Annotated in this window: 12 protein-coding genes and 2 pseudogenes; all 14 read right to left on the minus strand. The window is 44.9% G+C overall.

Annotated elements, in window-relative coordinates; translation table 11 throughout:
• Positions 1 to 219 precede the first annotated feature (219 nt).
• The 14 genes and pseudogenes from ASG93_RS24100 to ASG93_RS24160 all read right to left on the minus strand — a co-directional run bounded on the left by ASG93_RS24100 (position 220) and on the right by ASG93_RS24160 (position 22,463).
• Positions 220 to 1,770 (minus strand): response regulator transcription factor, encoded by a 1,551-nt coding sequence (locus tag ASG93_RS24100; RefSeq protein ID WP_056836053.1) that lies wholly within the window; start codon positions 1,768 to 1,770, stop codon positions 220 to 222.
• Positions 1,771 to 1,773: 3 nt separating this feature from the next.
• Positions 1,774 to 3,597 (minus strand): sensor histidine kinase, encoded by a 1,824-nt coding sequence (locus tag ASG93_RS24105; RefSeq protein WP_056836055.1) that lies wholly within the window; start codon positions 3,595 to 3,597, stop codon positions 1,774 to 1,776.
• A 949-nt stretch (positions 3,598 to 4,546) separates the two neighbouring features.
• Positions 4,547 to 4,738 (minus strand): hypothetical protein, encoded by a 192-nt coding sequence (locus tag ASG93_RS36560; RefSeq protein WP_235550960.1) that lies wholly within the window; start codon positions 4,736 to 4,738, stop codon positions 4,547 to 4,549.
• Between the two features lie 12 nt (positions 4,739 to 4,750).
• Positions 4,751 to 4,897 (minus strand): annotated as a pseudogene (locus ASG93_RS37260) (carbohydrate-binding protein); the annotation flags it as partial.
• Between the two features lie 260 nt (positions 4,898 to 5,157).
• Complete coding sequence (locus ASG93_RS24120) at positions 5,158 to 6,537, minus strand: hypothetical protein (protein WP_056836060.1); 1,380 nt, start codon at positions 6,535 to 6,537, stop codon at positions 5,158 to 5,160.
• 87 nt (positions 6,538 to 6,624) lie between these two features.
• Positions 6,625 to 8,472: a heparinase II/III family protein gene (locus ASG93_RS24125; RefSeq protein WP_056836063.1), complete on the minus strand. Its 1,848-nt coding sequence runs from the start codon at positions 8,470 to 8,472 to the stop codon at positions 6,625 to 6,627.
• A gap of 624 nt (positions 8,473 to 9,096) precedes the next feature.
• Positions 9,097 to 13,217: pseudogene (locus ASG93_RS37265) on the minus strand (glycosyl hydrolase family 95 catalytic domain-containing protein); the annotation flags it as partial.
• 114 nt (positions 13,218 to 13,331) lie between these two features.
• Positions 13,332 to 13,547: a hypothetical protein gene (locus ASG93_RS24135; protein ID WP_056836067.1), complete on the minus strand. Its 216-nt coding sequence runs from the start codon at positions 13,545 to 13,547 to the stop codon at positions 13,332 to 13,334.
• Between the two features lie 36 nt (positions 13,548 to 13,583).
• Positions 13,584 to 13,760, minus strand: coding sequence for a hypothetical protein (locus ASG93_RS35390; protein ID WP_156411023.1), 177 nt, complete (start codon positions 13,758 to 13,760; stop codon positions 13,584 to 13,586).
• A gap of 430 nt (positions 13,761 to 14,190) precedes the next feature.
• Positions 14,191 to 15,798, minus strand: a complete 1,608-nt coding sequence (locus ASG93_RS24140) for a hypothetical protein (RefSeq protein WP_056836069.1) — start codon at positions 15,796 to 15,798, stop codon at positions 14,191 to 14,193.
• 73 nt (positions 15,799 to 15,871) lie between these two features.
• A complete protein-coding gene (locus ASG93_RS24145; protein ID WP_056836070.1) occupies positions 15,872 to 16,768 on the minus strand; it encodes a carbohydrate ABC transporter permease in 897 nt (298 codons plus the stop codon).
• 13 nt (positions 16,769 to 16,781) lie between these two features.
• Complete coding sequence (locus ASG93_RS24150; RefSeq protein ID WP_063891956.1) at positions 16,782 to 17,744, minus strand: ABC transporter permease; 963 nt, start codon at positions 17,742 to 17,744, stop codon at positions 16,782 to 16,784.
• Positions 17,745 to 17,910: 166 nt separating this feature from the next.
• Positions 17,911 to 19,983: a right-handed parallel beta-helix repeat-containing protein gene (locus tag ASG93_RS24155; RefSeq protein WP_056836072.1), complete on the minus strand. Its 2,073-nt coding sequence runs from the start codon at positions 19,981 to 19,983 to the stop codon at positions 17,911 to 17,913.
• A gap of 170 nt (positions 19,984 to 20,153) precedes the next feature.
• Positions 20,154 to 22,463 (minus strand): glycosyl hydrolase family 95 catalytic domain-containing protein, encoded by a 2,310-nt coding sequence (locus ASG93_RS24160; protein WP_056836074.1) that lies wholly within the window; start codon positions 22,461 to 22,463, stop codon positions 20,154 to 20,156.
• Positions 22,464 to 23,000: the final 537 nt, after the last annotated feature.

A 23,000-nucleotide genomic window follows, 5' to 3' on the forward strand; every position in this document is an offset into this window, starting at 1 on the left:
TAAAACCCTCCTCTAATTTTCAAAACATGATGTAGTGATCTAGATATAAACTCCTCCGGAAGAGTTTACATTTCGCAAACGCTTACAACCTTAGTATAATGACAACAAACATCAGGGTAAATGTAGAAAAAAGATAGTTGCATGTGTAAATTTTTAACCGAATTCGACAAATAAAAATGGCAGCCCCCGCAAGCGACTGCCATTCCAACGTTATTAGGGCTATTTATAATTTTCCTTAAATTCTGTAGGAGTTATGCCAACATTATATTTAAATACTTTACTAAAATAGTGTTGGTCGAAATATCCTACCATTTCAGCAATGATTTTTAGATCAATTTCTTTATGTTCAATAATAAGCCGCTTAGCTTCCTCAATTCTCAGATTAATCAGATATTTTAAGGGCGTTTCGTTTTTATACTTCTTAAATATTTTAGTAAGGTAGGCTGAAGAGAAGTTAAATTGTTGAGCAAGCTCCTCGAAGCTTATATCCTCTGCGTAATGCTCCAAAATATAATGTTCAAGTTTATCTGAAATCTCTGCAGCTCCATCAATTATTGGTTTTTTTTCCAAAAAACATTCTAATATCCCCCATACATTGGAACATACAATTGCGTAGTCAACAGATATACTGATTGAATCAAGAATTTGAGCCTTCACATCATTCCATTCCTCTTCCCTCGATAAAAGGGTGTTCCTCCAAAATATATCCACTAGATCTCCAAGGCCCTTTTCAATTAACCTTTGGGGAAACGCAGCTCTTTCCCAGGATTCTAATAAATTAAATATGACAGGTCGCAGTAACTCTCTATTTCCCGCAACCAGGAGAGACGTGATTTTACTATTCATGCTGGCTGGAATCATTGAGGCAGAAGCTTCTTTCTTAATCTCCTTTGAGTTGCAAATGATACCTGATTTGCCTATCACCATTTCTTTCTCAAGCTGACTTCTAAGCTCTTGTGCCACCTCCCACAGTTCCTGAGAAGTAGTGTGGCCGGAATGGATACTGATATTCAAGGAATACGGCTCCACCACTGCAAGGAGTGAAGCTTTCAGCAATTCCGCTGAGAATTTAATATCTATATCCTCATTTTCTCCTGCAGCAATAATAAGGAATTTCTGGTTAGACAACATCTCATCAATTAGCCACCAGTTTTGCAATTCATATGGGAATTGTTCCACTGTTTGTTCCCAATCGATCTTTCCCCATAAATGAGAATAATGTTGGGCGCGATTAATAGAAGTCACATGATTGCATAAGTTCCCCAAACAAAGCAAGTACATTTGAAATCCGGAATGACTTAAAAAGGCGGATATCTCCAGATCATGGTTTTGACCCAGCAATTCGGAAGAAATGATACTTCTTTCGAGTAGATTACTTTTAGGAAAAACCACGTTGCTGATACGATTCAAAGCCTCCAATAGTGCTCCTGTTTCCAAAGGTTTTAGTAAATATTCCATAACTCCGAACCTCAAAGCCTGCCTAGCATACTCGAAATCGTCATATCCGCTTAAGATGATTATGGGCATATCAGGAAACAAGAACCTAACATTGCGAATAAGCTCAATTCCATCCATAATGGGCATCCGGATGTCGGTAATTATCATATCTGGTTTATGCTGTTTGATTAAGTCTAGGCCACTTTTCCCATTATACGCTTTAGCGATAACTTGGAAACCAGAATGGTTTTCTTCAATTTTCTTTATAATATTTTCCTGGATGATCGGTTCATCCTCAATAACGATGATTTTCAAGCTCTTTACTTGCTTCATGCCTTATCCTCCTTCGTATTTTTGTAGTCCTCCTATCGTCACGGAAGATCCTCCAGCTTTATTGTTTTTTATATCAAAGATCATCTTATCTTCATTAAAGATTTTAAGTCGCGAATAGATGTTGATAAGCCCCATTCCATTCATATTAATTTCTGGTATTCCTTTTAGACCATCAATTTCACGAAACTTATTGTTCAGCTCATGAATTGTTTCTGGATCAAATCCACTGCCGTTATCCGAAACCGTGATCATCCAACTATCCGAGAGCAGCTTTCCCGTAATGCGGATCACCCATGGGGGCTCAACATGAATCGCATATTTGATGCAATTCTCAACAAGCGGCTGAATGACAAGTTTAGGAATTTGCAAATCCATCATGGCTTCCGGAATATTCAATTGAAATTCGAGAAGCTCTCCATATCTTACTTGCATCAGAGAAATGTAATCCGCTGTATGCTTAATTTCATCAACTAAGTTGACTGCATTAAAATTAGTCGATGAAATATAACGAAGTATATTAGAAAGGTCCTTACAGAATCGAATGGCATCCTCATTTCTCCGTTCTTCACACAGAATACTGATAACAGATAGCGAATTGTGGAGAAAGTGAGGATTCATCTGGGCTTGCAACGCTAACAATCTAGATTGAATTTCGTGTGATCTAGCAGAAACCACTTCTTCCAGCGATTCCTTTAATCTATCACGCATCTCTATAAAGGTCTGATTCAATTCCTCAAGCTCATCAAAGCTACTGTTCAGGGCAGACATTTTTTTCGGGTATAGGGAATCTAACTCCAAATTCTTCAGTGACTTATTCATACTTTTAATTGGTCTTGATAAGCTTCTTGATACAAAGTAGGTCATAATTAATGTAATGAATAAAGCGATAACTCCTAATACAATTATATTTCTATTAAAAATGATGACGGGTTTGGTTAACGAGGCTTCTGACTCAAGTAAAAGGACTAGCCACCCAGAAAGATCTGATTGGGCATATACTCCGATGCTTTTTTCATGATCGATTGGGTTGATAAGGGAAATCTCTCCCACATTAGATGGCGACCTTAGCGCAATGTCACGTAAACTTTTGATAGTTTCCCTTGTTTTAACGTCATCTTTGTATGGAAAAATCACATTCCCCTGTTGATCAAAAACATAGACAGATTTGGTCTGCAGAAGATCAGAATTCGGAGAGATTACTGCTTTTTTTATAATATTCTCAAAAACACTATACTTTTGCTCAATTTCCACAATATTATTGCTTTTCATGCCATACACTTCTGCGAAAGACATGCTAACCGATATAATTGTTGTGGATGAAGGATCGCTCAAATCTTTATGTGGCGGGGATATATACCTTTTTCCGTTCTGATTTAAGGTTTCCTTTACCCATCCCTCTTGCACTAACTGTTGTTGATCTACAAATCTAGAGAAAAATTGATTCCCGTATTCAAACGTATAACCGTCATTTCGATATAGATTGAGTTTAAAGAAATTTGGCATGAGGCCATTAATCGATAATACAATACTGGCTAGATTATTAACTTGTATGCTCTGTTCAGCTGGATCATTGGTATTTTTAAAAAAAGCATCTTTTACCGGATTTGAGGAAATAACCTTTAGTGCTGTGGAATAGATGCTGTTAATTTCCAAGTCAAGTGTATCCAGTACATTTGCAGAAATTTGATGCATCGATTGAGAGGATTTCGATCTTAGAATAGGAGTCATATAATCACTGAATGCAATTAAAAAAATGATAATAATAGAAGCAATAAGAATTGAATAGCGAAAAAAAATTTTTGCATGAATTGTTTTTAATTTCAGCATTCTTTTACTCTCCATTATTTCATCCTGGTTTTCGTGGTTTTTTCTCTATGTTACCACACGATTTCGAATTTGCACCAGGCGTTTTCTAGTTTTCCACCCTATAAATAATGGTAAGCGATTTCCATTTATGCAATGCTTAAATCACAAAAACGGTAATATCATCTTTTTGTGATATGGCTCTTTTTGAGTTGTGATGCAAGAATATGTCTGGAGGCTAAGGATGAACTCCGCAAGTACTGGGAAAGCAACATAAAGTCATGAGATAATAAAATGGACGAAACCGCACAAGTTCAACCTGTGCGGCAGAAAAAATTTAATTTAACGAACATGTATTTGATCTGTTTTCTGTAAGAAGCCGCTCAATGAGCAATTTGTCCTCCATCGTACAACGATCGATCATACCCGTCGGATTTAAAATCAGATCATATGCCACAATTACGGGCGGAACTTCAAGGAACGATGTTACCAAATCCATATCGATTTGTAACCGGTATGCCTTCACGATGATGGCGAATGAGAACAAATTCCTCTAGCTCAAGATCATCAAGTTTCAAGAACTAGCATCTTCAGCTTCATAAGCATACATAGATCGTTCAAATTCATAATAAAACCCTCCCAAGTTTCGTTAACTCTAGTTTTGCTAGAAAAAAGAGGGGTTATTCTAATATTCCAATTTAAAGATATCATTCACCGTCCTTTAACAAAAATAGGGATCGTCTGGCTGCGCAACGCCTAACCCTCCGTTTCCCATTAAGGCGCCTTCGAAAAAATCGCTTGCCGGCCCTTCATACGTTATCGGGTTCTTGGCGGCTTGCTCCGCTGAATTAATTTAAATAATTGAATATTCATATAAAATCGCCCAATAGAAACACTGTAGCATAGCACAGAGGTGCAGTTTGCGATCCAAATCTGCACCTCTGTCCCTTTATTAAATTTAATTAGCGAGCGATTAGTTATAGATATTCAACGCATCAAGAACCATATAAGTACCCGTTTTCTTGACGGCCTTTATCATGTGATTGCCGCTGCTCAGTCCGGATATGCTATATACCGTTTGTAATGTTCCGTTTGGGCTATCCAGCCTCACCTCTGCTCGTTTACCTGCATACTGAACAGGCATGCCGGCATTTGCCGTAAACACGTTATATCCGCCCTTGAATACAATATAGACATCATGTATTCCGGCTGCGTTCGTCAAAGTGGTCGACTGTTGGGTATATATAGAATATCCGCCTGTAGCCCGGATAGCTAACGCACCTGCTAATGGTCCGGTTGGACTGTCCAGCCTTACTTCGGCAGTTTTACCGGTATTCGGGGTCCCGTGGCGAGACCTTCGAAGAGTCTCGGTACATTTTGGAAGGTGAGCGGCGCTGCAGCGCCTTTCTTTTCTTTAAATGCTTTCAAGACGGTCTCACAGTGAATAAGTCGAACCACTTCATCCGCAGCGTATCATATTCGTCAGAAGCGGCGGATGCTTTACCTGTGAATGTAATAAATTGTTCTTGTGTCATATATTTGAATCACCCTCCCGATTGAATAAAGAACGATTCATTACTTCAACTACATCTCTAATCCTCTTAGATCGGAGTTAACATGAATCCTGCCCGGGCCAGGAATCAGATTGGCAGTGAATTCGTCATTGACTATCACACTGGCAGTCGTATTTACTTGTATTTCTTTATTTTCCACACTGTTCTCGACTAAATCCATTAAGCCTTCATGGTTAAAAACGCATCCGACCAAGTTGATTCTCGTTTTATAATACTCTGTCATGTCCTTGTTTCCATGGAACGAGATCCTATTATTTTTAAAGCTGGAATTTGTAATGCTTATCACATCAATCGGTGTATTTATCGAAGCGAAAGGAATCTTTTGATCATGCAGCACACGAATATTATCGAATAACAGTTGCTCTTGGCGAGGGACAGGTGCTCCAGGATAATACGAACGACTGTACTTGCCACTATCAAAATGTACAGAAAAACCCGTTCTCGCTTTATGCAAGAAGATACTCCTGAACGTCACATTTCGAACCCCCGCAGTGTAGGTCACATCATCTTGAACTACGGTCCAATTGATATCGTCCAAGACCATCGAGCCACTCTGTTGAACGGGCCGAGTATTCGATACGTATGCCTTATTATCTGCGTCTGCTTTGACACGGTACAGGCGGCCATTCGATACAACCGTATCCGACTTTTGAACAACCATTCCCGACTCCCAGTCTTTCCAAGCCCCAGCCAGGATTCGGCAAAAATAGCCCACTGTTTCATTATTTTCCTTGCTTCGAGACAAGTCATAACAATTCTCTACAACACCATCCTCAATCCAGCCGAGTTCCGGATTTCCGACGTCGTAATCATGTGCATTTAGCGCTATGGCATCGTCATAGGTCTCAAAGACTCCCTTGAAAATATGAAAGCGTTTTCCTCTTCCGAGATGGACCCCGTCCTTGTCACCTTTGATCAAGACATCATGGATGATGATGTCTTCAAATGTGCATATCTGTATGCCGTACTGCGCTTTACCTAAGTCCATGCAGCGAAAACGCTCAATTCTCGCATCTTTTACATAGAAAAGAGCTAGTTGTCCATGCAAGCCAAAGACGTCATCAAACGTACGAACATCTATCCCGTTTACAATAATATGAAGATTCTCGATCGAGATGTGCTCGTCGTATGTTTTGGTTAGAGCCCCTTTGTTCAGTATGACATGAGAGAATGGGCCCTCTTCGTCTTCCTTTTGTACAAAAACATGATTTCCCATAATCAAAGTCGTATAGCTTCCAATGTAAACGGTCCGTGCCAGCTTGTAAGTACCCGGACGACCTACCGTGATCGTTCCGCACGCATCCAGAGCTTTTTGAAGAGCAATGGCGTTTTCGATCCCCGTCGATTGAGGCGAGAATCCAAAGTCAGCTGCATCAATAAATTGACTCATATTTTTTTCTCCTTTTAGTCAGTCATTTATATGAATAGCAGGCTCTATCTATGTAGTACCTGCTATTCTTTGGGCTGCTTCTGCAGCTTATTCTCCCGCAATCTCAAACCGAATATCGCATTGAATCACCGGTTTCGGTTTTTTAAGATGAAGCAGCAATCGGTAAAACGGTCCGCACCCTCTTCTCGGCAGGTTTTGAGGCAGCTCTTCCATTTCGAAGTCCCATTGCTCCGGATCGTAGAATATTGTCACCGTGTTCATGGTCAACCGACCAAGCCCTGCTACTTCCGGACGAACACTGCAGATGAACACTTCCTGAAAGGTTGTCGGTGCTTGAGTAAAGACTGCATGATCCGTAATCGTCAGCATCGGGTTCTCGTTGTTCAGGCGACGCCAAACAAAATCTCGGGTCAATCGCTGCAAAGAGGCACATGGATAAGCTTTCGTTAAGTCGAGCCTCATCCACACTCCCTCATCCGTAATCTCATCATGCAGGATTTCCGCCTGATACTGCTTCCCGAAGCCTTGCCTGCAGCCGTCTACGATCGGTACAGAATGTCCCTGAGAACCTGCATTCATCATTTCGTACCGGAATCGGGGTTGAAAATACTGCTTGGTATAGACGCCTACCCCCAAGTCCGCCAATACGTTTTTCCCGTCCACATGTAGAATAAAATGCCCCAAATCGTTATGGTTGTGCGGCTCTTCATTGTGGCCGCCTTTTGCCGCGAACGCATACATTCGGCCGTTCGGCTTGTGGACCTTCGAAATGAGCCACTGATTGCCTCTGAAAATTTGCTCCTGAATCCCTCCCTCTTCCACGGCTTCTGGTTTTGCGAAAGGAGACCAAAGCATCGATCGGGTACCGTCCAGCCAATTGACAGGTATATCCGTCATTAAATGCTCATCCGAAGGCAAACCTAGGGATGGATCATAGTCTCGCAATCGGTGAATAAGGCCCGGAATTAGTCGGACTTCATCCGCAGAATCGGAGAAGTTGACCAACTTGCCGCCAGACAGCATGCAAAAAAGCGGGAACCACGCGATGCGCTCGATCTTCTCTTCCTTAAGCAGCAAGATTCGCCCGCATGTGCGTTCCTTAAGCAATTCGGCAAAGTAAACAAAATAGGCGAAGCCATATTGCCAGTACGCCGGACCTTCAGCCGTCGCTCCATCTTCGTCGAATCCGGATAAGTAATTCCGCAATACGCCAAGCACACGCCATAACATCCCCGCTAACTCTTCGCTGTCCTCAATCAAGTATATAGCGGCGGCTCCGATGCAGGAGGCGCAAACGGCTGGCCAATTGTTCGTTTTCATCTCCCAGTTTTGCGGAACTGGACTATGGAAATAGACTTGAAATATGCGTCGACCAATTTCCGTCTTCGCGCGATGGCTTACCCATGTATGCAATCTAGATCCTTGCATATGATCGATTTCCGCCAGGGTAAATGCGGTTATCGCGGCAGCAATATCTACCGTTTCACGAGGAGGGGCTGCCTGATCCCAAATCCCATTCGGGTAATCGTTACGGTATAGCCCTACATGCGCCGGCAATACCCATGTAAATTCATTGCAAATCGCCCATATCGCGTTCTCCAGACCCTCTTGCCACTCTTTCCTCTCCCCTGTCATAGCAAGCATGCTGAACACATGAAGTCTTTTGCTCATTTGACCCAATTTGTCTTCATACGTCCTCCTGTCGCCCGTTTCGCCGAACAATGTGAATTCTGAGAAAAGCGGCGGACATAAAGGGCTTTCCGCCAATTGGGCCGCTTGCGCCTTCAACCCTTCCCAAAACGACGAATGTTTCGCATCATCACAGACTTGCGCCAAACATTCGGGAGTGTTAGCTTCCTTGAAGAGCGTGTAGGGGAGGTTTCGCGTTTCTTCCAAATCTTTCTTTAGCTGTCGCAACGTTAAATGATTCAGCATGCTTCGGAATCCCCCTATTTAAAATCTTGCATCATTTTGATGAGTGAATGGTCGATGAAAACCTTTTCACACCGCTTACGCCCGCCAATTTTCAATTCTTCAACCTGGATGCCTTATTTAGCAGACAATAGATATTGAGCATCCCGTTTCAAGAAGTTTGCGGCCTGTTCTGAAATATGCTTGCCGCTTTGCGCCTTCACTTCGCTTACAAAATCAACCAGATCGTTAGTGGCCAATTTACTCTGCAAGCTGCTGGCGATACCCAAGTTATCAATCCACCCATTATTCACAAAGCGTGTTACTAATGTCTGCATAGACGCGATGCTTGTCGTGGTCTGGAACGATATCGTTTGATTGNTACCCAAGTTATCAATCCACCCATTATTCACAAAGCGTGTTACTAATGTCTGCATAGACGCGATGCTTGTCGTGGTCTGGAACGATATCGTTTGATTGCCCACATTCCCTGCCATATCGCTCGACGTTACGACATACGTATGCGAACCAAGCGGCAGCGTATAGAGAGGAATTGTTACCCCTTGCTGCAACCCAATCGTATCCAGCGTTATCGTTGTTTTGCTGTTATCGCTCCCGGACAGATTATCGCTCAGCGTAATGAAAGGNGGAATTGTTACCCCTTGCTGCAACCCAATCGTATCCAGCGTTATCGTTGTTTTGCTGTTATCGCTCCCGGACAGATTATCGCTCAGCGTAATGAAAGGCGTAATATCCGTAGAATCGCTGTAAGACCCGTACACGAGTCCGGTAACGGAGATTGCCGGCGGAGTCGAATCCAGATTAAAGCTGATCGTTTTTGCCGTCTCTACATTCCCGGCATTGTCCGTTGAACGGTAGCTGACGGTATATATGCCATCCTCTTTAAACGTTACCGGCACCGTATACGCTTGCCATGTCGTCCCGCCGTCCATGCTGTACTCCGTCTTCACTACACCTGACAGATTGTCTGCAGCGCTGAGGCTTACCGATACTGGCTGTACATACCAGCCATTTTGCCCGCTCGTTCCGCTTGCTGTCGCATTCGTTATCGGCGCCGTCTTATCGATAGGAGCTAAATAGGTGTTATTCGTTTTGCCGCTGGATAAAACCCCAAAATGTCCGGCATCCGTAATCGGAGTATCGCTGTCAATGAAATCAAAGACGCGGACAGTGCCGTCATAACCGAGCAAACGGACTCCTTCAAGAGTATCTACGGCTCCCAAAGTTAAGGAATGAGGCGCCCCTGAGGTCCCCCAAACATTCGGGAAAGATTTGAACAGGGTTTGCTTTCCGTCGACCCATTTTTGGGCTTCCCACGAGTCCCGTTTGAAAATAAACAGATAAGTCGTATCCCCTCCCGTTCCCCAGGGAACCTTTACACCTTTTTGGGATCGAAGCAGCACAGACGTCCATTCCGTTCCCGCAAACGTATATTTCATGTCGAACTGAAGCAGCTCATTCTTGTTCAGCGTCCCCGAATACCTCGTGGTGGTGGTAGCCGGGAAAACCGTATACCCGTCTACTTGTTTGATCGTTGGCGTTTCATTCGCAATCGCGTTAAGCAAATTAGCCGTGTCCACTTTCGGCATGGCGGCTAGATCCGTCGACTTGGGCCAGTTTCGTTTGCTTTTGAACGCTTCCTTGGCAGCACTCAGTACATGCTCCGCTGCAATCACGTCATCTTTGGTTGCGTCAATATCCCGATAGACCGTATACAGAGAATTAATAGCTTCCAGAAAATCCGCCTTGGATCCTATGGCATATTGATAGTCGTCTGTGCCTTCAACGGATTCGTTATACAACTTTTGAGCATCGACTGCAGCAGGCAGCCCGGCTACTTTCTCCTGGAACGCATCATAGATGTTCTGAAGCTTGAATGCCGTGAAATCCGGGTTTACAGCCGCCGCCTTGACAGAGTCGATCACTTGGAGAAACATGTTCTTGACCTCCACAGGCATAGCGCTATTCAATGCGGTGGTTTCCGCTTTTGTCGCTGCATTTAAAAGAACTTCACCCGGAGCCCCATTGATTCTGGCCAATGCTCCATCGCTCTCCCTGCCATTGGCTCCTACAGCCGTTACTCGAAACGTAGTCCGAACTTTGCCTATATCCGGGGCATCGAAAATAAACGAAGTTCCGACAACGCCAGATTTGATGAGTTCATAGTTTGGAGCATCGCCGATAGCCTGATACACATTGTAAACGGTTTTATCCGTCGCATCCGCGCCGGCTGTCCAGTCCATCTTGATACTGCTGTCAGACGCGTACACAAATTTGAAGTTAGCTGGTTTTTCTGTTTTCGAATAGGTCGGTATGGAAGAGATGACATAGGTTTCGCCTTGTACCGTGGGAAAGCTGATGACATCCGTTCCTGTCGCCGTATAGGTCACCGGAGCGCCGTTTGCAGTCGTTACTACGGCACTGCCAAGATTGTAGTATTTGATTTTCAACTCGCCGCCTGCTTTGGAGGTGATTTCGAATCGATTCGCCTGGCCGCCCGACCATGAAGCGGAAACTTCAAAATTGCCCCGAGCCACAAGCCCTGTATAGCTGCCTGTCGACCAAGCGTCAGGTCTTGCCGCCAGCGGTTCGATATACCCTTCGTGACTTTGCAATAACATTTCGGCTACGCCGGCCGTACCGCCTAAGTTGCCGTCAATTTGGAATGGTGGGTGTGTATCCCACAAATTATTCAACGTGCCTTGTTTGAGCAGGGTCTGCAATAAGGTATACGCTCTATTCCCGTCTTTCGCTCTTGCCCACAGGTTTAGCCGGTGTGCCATCGCCCAGCCCGTGGATTGATCGCCCCGCAAATTCAAAGTGACTTTGGCTGCATCCAACCATGCGGGCGTGTTCGAATTAATCGAGGTACCGGGGTAAAGCCCAACTAACTGAGAAATATGTCGATGGTTATACTCGCCGATTTCTCCGTAATTTTTTTCTTCCCGGTATTCCTTGACCTGACCCGTCCATCCTACCTCCACAGGGTCCAGCTTATAAACTTGCGAAGTTACGGTGTCGACAATGGGCTCGTGGATATTGAGGATTTGGGCCGCCTTCAAAATATCGCCGTGGTTTTCGTAAATCATCTGTTGGTCGAACGCCGTGCCGACGGTTCGATAATATTGGCCATTCACCATTTGTTCAGGCGACTGCGAAGGATCAGCCAGTAAGTAGCCCCCGTAATCTTTCACCACTTTGGAAAGAAATTTGCCCATGCCGGAAATCGCCGGATACGTGATATTTTGCAAGATCGCTTTATCTCGGGTGAAGTCGTAATAATCCCAAAACAGCTTACTGGTTAGTCCTCCAGTCCCCGGACCCGAATGCGAATTTCCACTCGGCGCTTCAATCGTATACGGCCACCCGCCAGTACCGATAGCCCAGCCGTTTTCTCCTGTACCGCTCGCTAGAGCCGCACTATTATTGGTACTGATATAAGAAGTAGCCCCCTGGTACGCCTTTTCTCGATAAGCCTGGTTATAGTCCGCATACGATTTAAACATATCCGCCAGGTTGGTGTTGAAGACCGGCCAGTAATTCATTTGGACATTGATGTTGTGCCAATAGCCTGCGCTCCAGGTGGATTGTTGATAGGAATTCCAAACCCCTTGCAGGTTGGGCGGCAAGGTGCCTTCCCGCGAAGATGAAATCAATAGATAACGGCCATATTGAAAATACAATTCTTCCAGGTACGAATCATAAGTACCAGCTTTGTATCGCGCTAACAATTGATCCGTTGTGTAACTGGACGCTTGACCGCCTAAATCCACATTCACCCTGGAGAAATACGTTTGATAATCATTTTTATGATTTTGCAATAATTGCGAATACGTTTTTTGCGAGGCGTCATTGATCCGCTGTGTCACTTTATCATGGGGATCGGGATAGCCCGCCAGTTTTTTCTTCGGGTCATTCTCGGTGAAAACCCGGCTCTCCATCTGATAATTGGTGCCAACCGCTATCAGGATCAGTACGTTGTCCGCATTGCTTATCGTAATTTTCCCGTTGTCGCCGTTTGCGTCATTCACGGCCTGCATGCTTCCGCCAGAAGGAATCACTTTGACCTGACCTTCGAAATCAATATTGTAATACTTCATATTTCCCTTTAGGGTGACCGTATCTCCGCTGGCAGTTACTTTACCGGTTTTGCTTATATCTTTTGTTCCATCCAGAAGATTCGGGTTGATATAGGGAATGGCGGGACGTAAAGTAAAGGACAGCTTTCCGGGTTGATTGGCGGTCAGACGGATGGCCATCACTTTATCCGGATAACTGGTGAAATATTCACGGTTATAGGTAACACCGTTATAATCGTATTGCACGTGCGCCACAGCGTCGTTCAGCACCAAATCCCTCGTATAGTTGGTCGGGTTGCTTTGATTGAAGTCAAGATACACTTCGGAGAAATTGTTCAATCCGTAGGGATAAGGGTTTGCCAAGCTGTTTTCGGTGATCTGAACACGTTCGGTATCCGTCCGGCCAAATACGTTCGCCCCCATGTAGCCGTTGCCTAAAGGAAGCGACCAGTTTTGCCAGTCTGAATCTGTTTGCAGGCCTGACGAGGTATTCGTACTGTTAGGAGCGGGTTTGTCGTACCACAGCTTTAAGGTTTTGGCGGCAGGCGCAATACTCGTATTACTCTCCGCCGCCGCTTTGGACATCGGGGCAGGAATAGTTAAAGCCTGCACCGTCAGTACTGTGGCAATCGTTGTCGCATATACCTTTTTGGTTAACCTTCTCATCATTTGTGTTCCTCCCTGAATATGTTTAGCCTCTCGGCATTGCCGAGGCAGACGGGGTAAGGGTTCCTTGGACCGTCAAACTTGCATCCCTTCTACTTTCGTAGGGGGATTTTTAATTTAACGAAGTGCCGTTATTGAAATCACTCCCATTCGTTGCCAGTACTCCCCCCCCTGCGTCCAACCGGTTACAAGGTCTGCGCCGCTAACGACGACCGCCTCGCCGTTATAGTTTTGAAACTTGATCTTGTTTCCCGCCGTGCCGGAATTGGCGGGCGTAACGGTTTCCCGGTAGGTTCCGCCCCGGATATTTACGGTATCTCCGGCTTGTGCCACACTAGCCGCGTTTTGAATCGTTTGGAATGGCGTGCTTCATGACATTCCATCGTTGGAATCGTTTCCATTTATGTCTACATAATAGGCGAATCCTGCCGCTTTCACGACAGTTGTGCCGATGGAAACTGCTGCTACCAACATGACAATTCCGGCAATCAGCATAACTTTCATCCATCTGCTTCTTACTGTTTTAGTGAGTAGATACATGAACAATCCGATCACTCCTCCATAGAAATCTACGTTTTCAAAAAATTACTGCATAACCAAACTACCCTCGAATAGGTCTACGTTACGTAAAACCGCTTCATCCCTCCGTTTCATAAATCAGTATATATGCGCTAGGACACTGCTTTTCATATTCCTCAGGATATAAAGATAAATCGCCTTTGATCATTAAATAATATCCGTCAATGTCTTCTCCCGTCCCAATCAGAGCAGGGTTCGTCCAGTTTTTCAGTTCGATCTTCGCAACATGGCGGCAGCATCCATTCCGTTTCCTTTTCTATATCGAGTCGAAAAGTATTCAAATACATACGATCATCCTTTCATATCCAAGCGCAATTGTTTGTCTTCGACGAGTCAATTCGTAAAAAAGACATACAGGAAAATCTCATGCCCCCTGTATGTCTTCTGTTTTTTTAACCTATTTCAGCCATTGCTTTAAGTAGAGACGATTGGCGGCTTCCGTCATATCAATCCCGACTTCTTTCTTATATTGTTCAATGAATTTATCGAAATCTTCGAGAGATTTGGTTCCGATAACGACTTCAGCAAACATCCGCTTATATTCTTCAAGTTTGGCTGTCCCTTTTGTATCCAGATTTTCTCCGGAAGGCGAGATCAGCGGACCATTAACCTTATTGAAGGCCCACTCATTGTTCTCTTTTGAATAGAGTCCGCTTGCATCTTCCACATATTTTTTCAAATTATCGATGTAAAATTTCGCGCTTAATGATTTCTGAATATCCCAGTTAGTTCCGCCAGGAATACCCCAATTGAACCCTTCTTTCGTTTGGGCATCCGCATTGTTAAACTCTTTCTTGACGCTAGGCACCCCATCTACCATGTCATATGTTTTTCCTTCAATACCAGTACTCAATAGCTTATACAGTTCTGGATCAGTCTTTAAAGCATTTACAGCTTTCATAACGGCGTGCAGCTTATCCGGATCTTTCTCCAATTGCTTACCGAAAGCAAGAGCTTGGTTCACTATCCCTTCATAGGTGATAAGAGCAGGCTTAATGTTATCTTTGGCTTTCGGGAACGGAACATAATCCAACTTGGCCTGAGGATTTTTTACTAATTGCCGCCCATTCATAGAGGCATCCCCCTCAGGCAGATCCTGAATTTTTATGTTCAATCCCAAAAATTGATAATAAATCGTATTTCCGTTGATCCATTCATTGTTCACTGTATTATTATCCATCGTGATCCATTCCGGATTAATGTAGCCAGCTTTATACCACTTGTTCAGGGTAGCCAGCGCCTCCCGCATCTCCGGCATAAATGGCGCATACACGAGTTTGTTGTCCTTCAATTGCCAGTTGTTATAAGTTACGCCGTTAGCAGCAAGTACCAGATAGAACGACTGTTGAAAAGCATCTTTCCCTCTTGCTGTGATAGGGTATTTGGTCGGATATTTCTCTTTGTAGGCTTTAAGAATGGCTTCCCAATCGTTCAACGTTTGTGGAGTTTTTAAGCCGAAGCTGTCAACCATATCTTTTCGCAAAACGAGCCCGTAAGGATGTGAGGTTGATGTTTGACCCATCATCACTCCAGCCAGTTTGCCGTTTACCGAGAAACGATTAAAGGCGGCTTCTTTCGACACGCCATAATCCTGGTATTGCTTCAAAGCCACTGCATAAATATCCGGCATATATTTCTTGAACTCGTCCTCTGTGAATTTCGCAGTTGCATTCTTCAAGATCTCGTCGTTGCCGTTAACATTAAACACATCCGGCAAATCATTGGAGGCATATAGCAAGTTCATTTTATTATTATACTCTGCATCGGGTGCTGCCGTTACGATCAAGTTCTGACCCAGCTTTTCCTGAACCTTCTTCATGACATCCGAATCCGGATTCGGCTGAATGCGGGTTGTAAAAACTTTAATGTCGTATTTCTTCTGAACAGCCGCTGTCGGAGTTGCTTCGGAGCCTTTCGTTGAGGTCGATGATGTCACGCATCCCGCCAAAGTTCCTGCAACAAGCATCGACGCAAACGACACTGCAATCAATTTTCTTTTTGCCATTTTTGTTTCCCCTTACATATTTTTTATTTATATAAAGGCTATGCCCTCATATCCTTATGAGATTTTCTTCAAATCACCCTTTTACGGCTCCAACCAAGATCCCCTTAACAAAATGCTTTTGCAGGAATGGATATACACAAACGATCGGAAGAATAACGACCATCAGAATTGCCGCTTTAATGTTTTCAGGAGAATATTGCTCTCCCTGCAAATCCTGTTCATTCGGTACCAACAGATTGCTTGCTCCAGACATTTGGTTGGCATCATTCAACACTTCCCGAAGCAAGATTTGCAATACCTTAATTTTGTTTCCTGTTATATACATGAGTGCGTCGAACCAGGCGTTCCAATGGCCGACCATCGTCCAAAGCGTAACCGTTGCGATGACTGGAGCGGATAGCGGAATGACGATTCGAAAGAAAATGAACAAATCGTTCGCCCCGTCCATCCGAGCGCTTTCCTCTAACTCCTCCGGAATGGAGTAGAAGAAATTTCGTAAGATGATTATATACCAAGCACTGCATAAACCAGGCAGAATAAGCGACCAAATGGTATTGGTTAAATGAAGATCTCGAATCAATAGGTAGGTCGGAACCAAGCCGCCTCCGAAGAACATGGTAAACACCACAATCCACAACCAAAACTTGCGTCCCCATAAATAGGTTTTCGCCAGCGGATAGGCAAGCATGGAAGACACGGTAACGGTCAAGATCGTACCCACAACTGTGCGATAAACAGTCCAATAATACGCATTAAAAATCACTCCGCCAAAGAAAATGCGTTTGTAGGCATCTAGCGTCGGGTCAAGCGTATAAAGATGTAATCCAATCAATCCGGCCTCTGCCGGCTTGCTGAACGACAGTACGATTTGCTGCCAGAATGGATACACGATTGTGAGACAGAAGAGCAGCAGTACAGCGATATTAACGAATTCAAAAGCTTTCTCCATTCCCGTTTTCTTGATATTCATCGAAAGTTCCTTTCTACCAAATCGAATGGTCTGAGAATCTGCGTACAATCCAGTTCGTACAGACGATCAGGACAAGTGCAACTACTCCCTTGCAAAGCCCTACTGCGGTACCGAAGCTATACTGAAAGCTCTCTAACCCTATGCGGTAAACATACGTATCAATAATATCCGCCACTCCGTAAACGAGCGGATTGTATAAACTCAGGATTTCTTCAAACCCTGCATCCAACACATGTCCAAGCCTCAATATAAACATGATGCTGATGATGGGAAGAAGACTAGGCAGCGTGACATATTGAATTTGTTTAAATCGGCCTGCACCGTCGATTTTGGCTGCTTCATACATCTCCGAGCCTATGCCTGCAATTGCGGCCAGATAGATGATACTTCCATAACCAACTTCTTTCCATATCTCCGAAATGATCAGAATCGAGATAAAGGGACTTTCCTGCGTAAGCAATACTTCCGTTTTCCAGCCAAACAACTCACAAACGTAACCATACAAACCGTAGCTGGGCGAAAGCAGCTGGAAAACCAAGCCGGATATTACGATCCATGATAAAAAATGGGGCAGGTAGGTTACGGTTTGAACCAGTCGTTTGAGTTTGTTCCCCACGATTTCATTCAGCATAAGCGCGAAAACAATCGGTGCTGGAAACCCGAATACGATTTTCAGAAAGCTGATCCGAAGCGTATTAAAGACGACTTGCCTGACGCCATCGGTGTCAAAAATACGCTGAAAGTATTTCAGACCCACCCATGGACTTCCCATAATCCCCTCTATAGGATTAAATTCTTTGAAGGCTAGTAAAATGCCGTATAAGGGAACGTATTTAAAAACAAGAAAATAAAGTATGCCGGGCAGCATAAGCAGGAACAAAAACTTTTGCTTCCTTATTTTGGAAATTATTTTGGCGAATGCGCTTTTCGGAAGGTTCTGCGTTCGTTTACCCGTTTCAGCTATAGCTTGTCTCATTCAGTTGTCTCCTTTCCTTGGTACTTAAATCCCTAAAGCTTTCTTCCCTGGAGCAAAATGTTCTTTTTACGATCTGACCAAGGTATATCATAGGAAGGTGGAGATTTGATCATCTAGCCTGCCCTTAAGTAATCGGGTCATTTTTGAATTTCGTATTTTTCTCCATCTATTCGTCTTCGAACCGACCGATCTTGTCGAACGGGATCGACTCGAAGCAAGAAACCTTTTTATATACTGGGGAATCTTCAGTCAAACTGAAATCCCCGTTAGTTTCATCGACAAACGACAAATCGTCATGAAACACGAAGTTCATCTCAATCGTTCCGTACTCACGACCAGAAGGGACAATCGCCATTGTATCGTCGTAAGACGGATGATTCATATATGAAGTCGGCCCTGTCCTGTACAAAATGTTTCTAGCCACCGTGTTGTACTTTGGCTTGCCCGGTTCATCCTGCAAAATTGTCAGCAAGTTCGGATACTTGCTTCGCCACGGCTCTTCTCGATACGGCACCGCTTCGAGCCTTTGCTGCATAGTCCCATCCTCAACATGATAAGCTGCCCAACAGCCCGGCATTGCGCGATCGTCAAGATGCACCGACCTTGGACAATCAACAATCAAATTGTTCGTGATTGAATTATTCCGACCTCCGCCAATCAAGAACGGGAAATCGACGTTATGGAACACATTGCCGAAAACAGTCGCTCCTGAAGCCATATCGTCAAGGTAAACGCCAACCTGATCTTCCGACTCATCGTTATTAATATGGTGGATGTAGTTGAAGCGAACCACATTCCCCTGATCCGACCAGTCACGCCCTTGATAGATTGCACCGGCGTCGCCCGTTTCCGTCAACACGCGGTAAATATTGTTGAATTCAATCAGATGCTCGTTCCCATGGAAATAAATGCCTAAGTGCGGCGCGTCGTGAATCTCGTTGTGCGCAGCGATGTTACCTACTCCCCTTAATTGAACAGCCGCACTATATGTCCGCTTCAAACGGCTATAGTTGAAAATCTCGTTATTCTTGGCTTCGTTGCGACCTGGTGTTAGTGTTGTGCGGTCGCCTCCGCCCAAAAATATTCCCCCGACTCCTGTGTCGTAAATGGTGCAGCTCTGCACGAGGTGATCGGTTCCGGCATTCGCACCAGTTTGGGTGTCCTCGCCTATTACGACGGCAAAACCGCCTAGCCTGCACAATGTGCACCCGGTAATACGATTATGTGATCCACCTTTGATGTGAACGCCCTGTCCCCGCGATACTTCTAACTTCAGCTTGCGTAACGTTACATGAGAGACCCCCTCCAGGCGGACCATTGAATCGTCGAGCAGAGATAGTTGAACCTGACAGTCTTCGGTAATCGGCATCGGCGGGTAATAGTACACAATTCCGCTCATCCGGTCCAGATACCATTCGCCGGGCGAATCAAGCTCTTCCAAAATATTGTAATAATAATACCGCTGGCCGTCGCGTATTGAGTAATGGCTTGCTTGCTCCGTACACAGCTGCCCTTTGGCCGCATCAAGTGAAGCAATCCGCAAATTGCCGTCTGCCCAATCCCAATGCCAGTATCCGTACATCCACAGATCGCCGGTGTTTTTCCAGCTGAATGGTCTCGGATCTGCTATTGCGAGCGTGGCGCCTCTTAGCCTTTCTTCAGCCATACGCTCAGGATCCGTATCAACCAGTCGCGGATTGCCGCCGGGATCGACGACATGTTCTATTTTTACGTAACCGTTGCTTGGATATCGAGCAAGAGTCATCGACTGACCGTTAAAAAAAAGTTCCGGAGTCGCAACAGAAGCCGGAAGTCCAAATCCAGTCTGCACGATTCGGCCATAGTCGACAATCCCAAGCTGCTTCAAATCGATTTGTACAATCTGTTCTCTCGCTTGCACATTCAAACGATCACGTACTTCAGGGTCGGTAACGGGACCGAAGCGGTCCGCAGGCAAGTCAATGCCACCTAACAGTCGAACGTTTTCGTCGCCGTATGCCGTGTACACGATCGGCTTCTCCGGAGTCCCGGAGTCACATTCCTCCAGCAAAAACGTTTTCGCCAACCGGTATACGCCTCCCCGGATGAAGATGGTAATGCCGCCTTCCGGAAGACCGGAAGCATTCTTCAGAATCCGTATCGCATCTCTTGCGCCTTCTAGCGTAGCGAACGGGGACTCCTGCGTCCCCGGATTGCCGTCATTGCCGTTCGCGGCTATATAGAAAGTATTCTTTTCCATCTTAGTACCCCCTTCCTTTTACTCTGCCCGGTTCATTTCGTCCGCGTGCAGTTTCCCCTTATAAACCGAGCCGCCATAACCAATAACGGCGCTTTGCAGTATTTAATTGTTCTTTCGCTTGATTGGCGGCGGGATTTATGAAGTTGATATTAACCCCATTACGAAACGTGTTACGACAAGGGACGAACCCTATACCTTTTCCCCGCTTCCGTTTGAAAACGCAGAATTGGATTTGACATTGAGCTTTCTGCAATAAAAACACCCGAATCATGCGATATGCTGATAGGTATTTTGCTTCTAATTATGCATACCTTACAATGCTCGGCATGAATGATTGCTTCCGACAATAATCCGTCCTTCCATGCTATAATGATTTCGAATCCGCCACGAGCACGTAAACCTGAGACTCGTCCGTTTGCCCATGCGGTTGGAAGTGCCGGCAGTAGTATAATCTCGTCCCTATGAGACTGCAGAAGCATCTCCGCAATTGCTGCTGTGCCTCCAAAGTTGGCATCGATTTGAAACACAGGAAGCTCACCGGGATGCTCACCGAACAAATTCGGATGAACGGAATGTTTTAGTAATGCCAGTACGTTGTCATATGCTTGTTCCGCATCTTGTAGACGTGCCCAGAAATTAATAATCCAAGCGCGGCTCCATCCCGTGTGGCCACCTCCGTGAGTGAGTCGTCTTTCCAAGGTCAATCTAGCTGCTTGTGCCAGCTCCGGCGTATGATCCAGCGTGATTTGTTCACCGGGATGAAGAGCGAACAGATGAGAAATATGACGATGCCCCAGCTCCACTTCCTCATAATCGATTGACCACTCCATCAATTGGCCATGCTTTCCAACCTGAGGATCGGGAAGCCTAATGAGGGCTTCTTCCAGCTTCCTCCGAAAACTCTCGTCAAATTCAAGAAGCTGGCTGGCTTCAATACAGGCGCCAAACAAGGTATAAATAATTTGGGAATCCATTGATGGACCTATACAGAGACAGCCTTCGTTACCATTTGGCAAGAGATACCGGTTTTCTGGAGACAATGAGGGTGCTGTCACAAGACGTCCGTATTCATCTTCAATGAGGAAATCAAGAAAAAATTCCGCTGCTTCCTTCAGCATGGGGTATGCACGATCCGATAGAAACTTCTTATCTAATCCGAATCGGTAATGCTCCCACATATGCAGCGAAAGCCAAGCCCCGCCCATTGGCCAAATAACCGCTGGAACATAGATACCGCAAATATCCGTTTCTGCCCACAAATTGGTAGCGTGATGTGCAACAAATCCACTTGCGCCATACATCTTTTCAGCCGTGATGCGGCCATTTTCCCGAAGCCTTTCAAGCAGATCGAATACCGGAAGATGGCATTCCGCCAAGTTGCATACTTCGGCAGGCCAGTAATTCATTTGTAAATTGATGTTCAGATGATAGTCGCTTTCCCAAGGAGGAGTATGACTTTCATTCCAAATGCCCTGAAGATTAGCGGGGAGCGATCCTGGACGTGAGCTTGCCATTAATAAATAACGCCCATATTGAAAGAAGAGTGAAATCAGCCCCTGATCCTTCTGACCTTCTCGTACACGAGAGAGTCGTTCGTTCGTCGGCAGATCTTCCGAGCATCCTCCTTCGGTATCCTCCAATTCTAGCGATACGCGCCCAAAGATGGATCGATGATCGGTAATGTGATCCTTGTATATCGCAGAGTAACCTTTAATCGCGGCAGCTTCGACCCTCTCTAGACAGACGCTAAAAGGATCATCTTCGCGAAATGTAGTCGCCGCCGACAAATATAATGTGACATGGTCAGCCGCTTCCACGGAGACGAAATCACCGATGCACGATACGGTTCCTCCTTCTTGAACTGCCTTCAGCACCGCTGCGAATCGGACTCCATCAGGTCCACACTGCCCACTCATTACCACTCCGTCACTACCCGTTTTAGCTGATGTACCTTCAAAAGGACGACGACTCAAACTTGCGCTGAAGGTCAGACTTCCCGGTGTATCAGCTTCCAAACGAACAGCGATAATGTGGTCGACCGGACTGGCGAATATTTCTCTGCGATAAGACACGCCATTCATTTTAAATGATACGCCAGTAACACCTGAGTCCAGATCCAACTCGCGAACATACTCGCAAGCCTCCCCGTCCTTGCCGTAAAAGAACAGCTTCAGATCTCCTAACGTCTGGTATGGACCGAGAAACTTCGGTGCCGCCGTAAGTGACATTCGAGCCAAGTGCTCCGCTTTCTGCGGCTCTCCTTCAATAATCAAGCGACGAATAGTACCGAGTTGGGCGAATGCATCCGGATACTCCCTTTGTTTCGGCCCTCCATACCACACCGAGTCTTCATTTAGTTGAATCCTCTCTTCTTTCACCCCGCCAAACACCATAGCCCCAATTCTGCCATTTCCGATGGGTATCGCTTCTAACCAAGTATTTGCCGGCTTGCGATACCATAACTTATTGTTTCTATTCAATGGTAATACCGTCCTTTTTTTTATTTCCGTGCGGTAAATCGGTCATCTTGTATATAGAGCTGCAATCCAGGCGAATAACGACTATTCATTACTTCAACTATTTTTTTACTTTTATTTTAACATTCAATACCCATTCATAAGAATGATCGCATTGTACATTTCATGATCAAATCATAACTGACTTCGAATATCCCCAAAAAAATCCGCCCCCCAAACCTGATCCAACTATAGTTCTCGGCTAAACATTTTACGGAGTCGACAGATGAGATTATTGCAATAAATGCGCCGACGAATGCCGCAAAATGTCAGCATAAAAAAAATGCAGACTTAGGCGATTTCACACTAAGACTGCATTTTTACATTTCAGGAGGCCGATTATGGGCTATATGTCGGGGAAACAGGACAAATGAGCGGAACGATGATTGCCCTTATGGGATTGTGTATCGGTATTGGGCTTGCAATAGCTCTATCGCTTGAGCAGATTCGCTATCAGCTATTCATTTGCCGCATAGTGCAAATATCAGCTGGAAAATTTCA

Source organism: Paenibacillus sp. Soil787 (assembly GCF_001429545.1).
In the GTDB taxonomy this organism is placed as follows: domain Bacteria; phylum Bacillota; class Bacilli; order Paenibacillales; family NBRC-103111; genus Paenibacillus_E.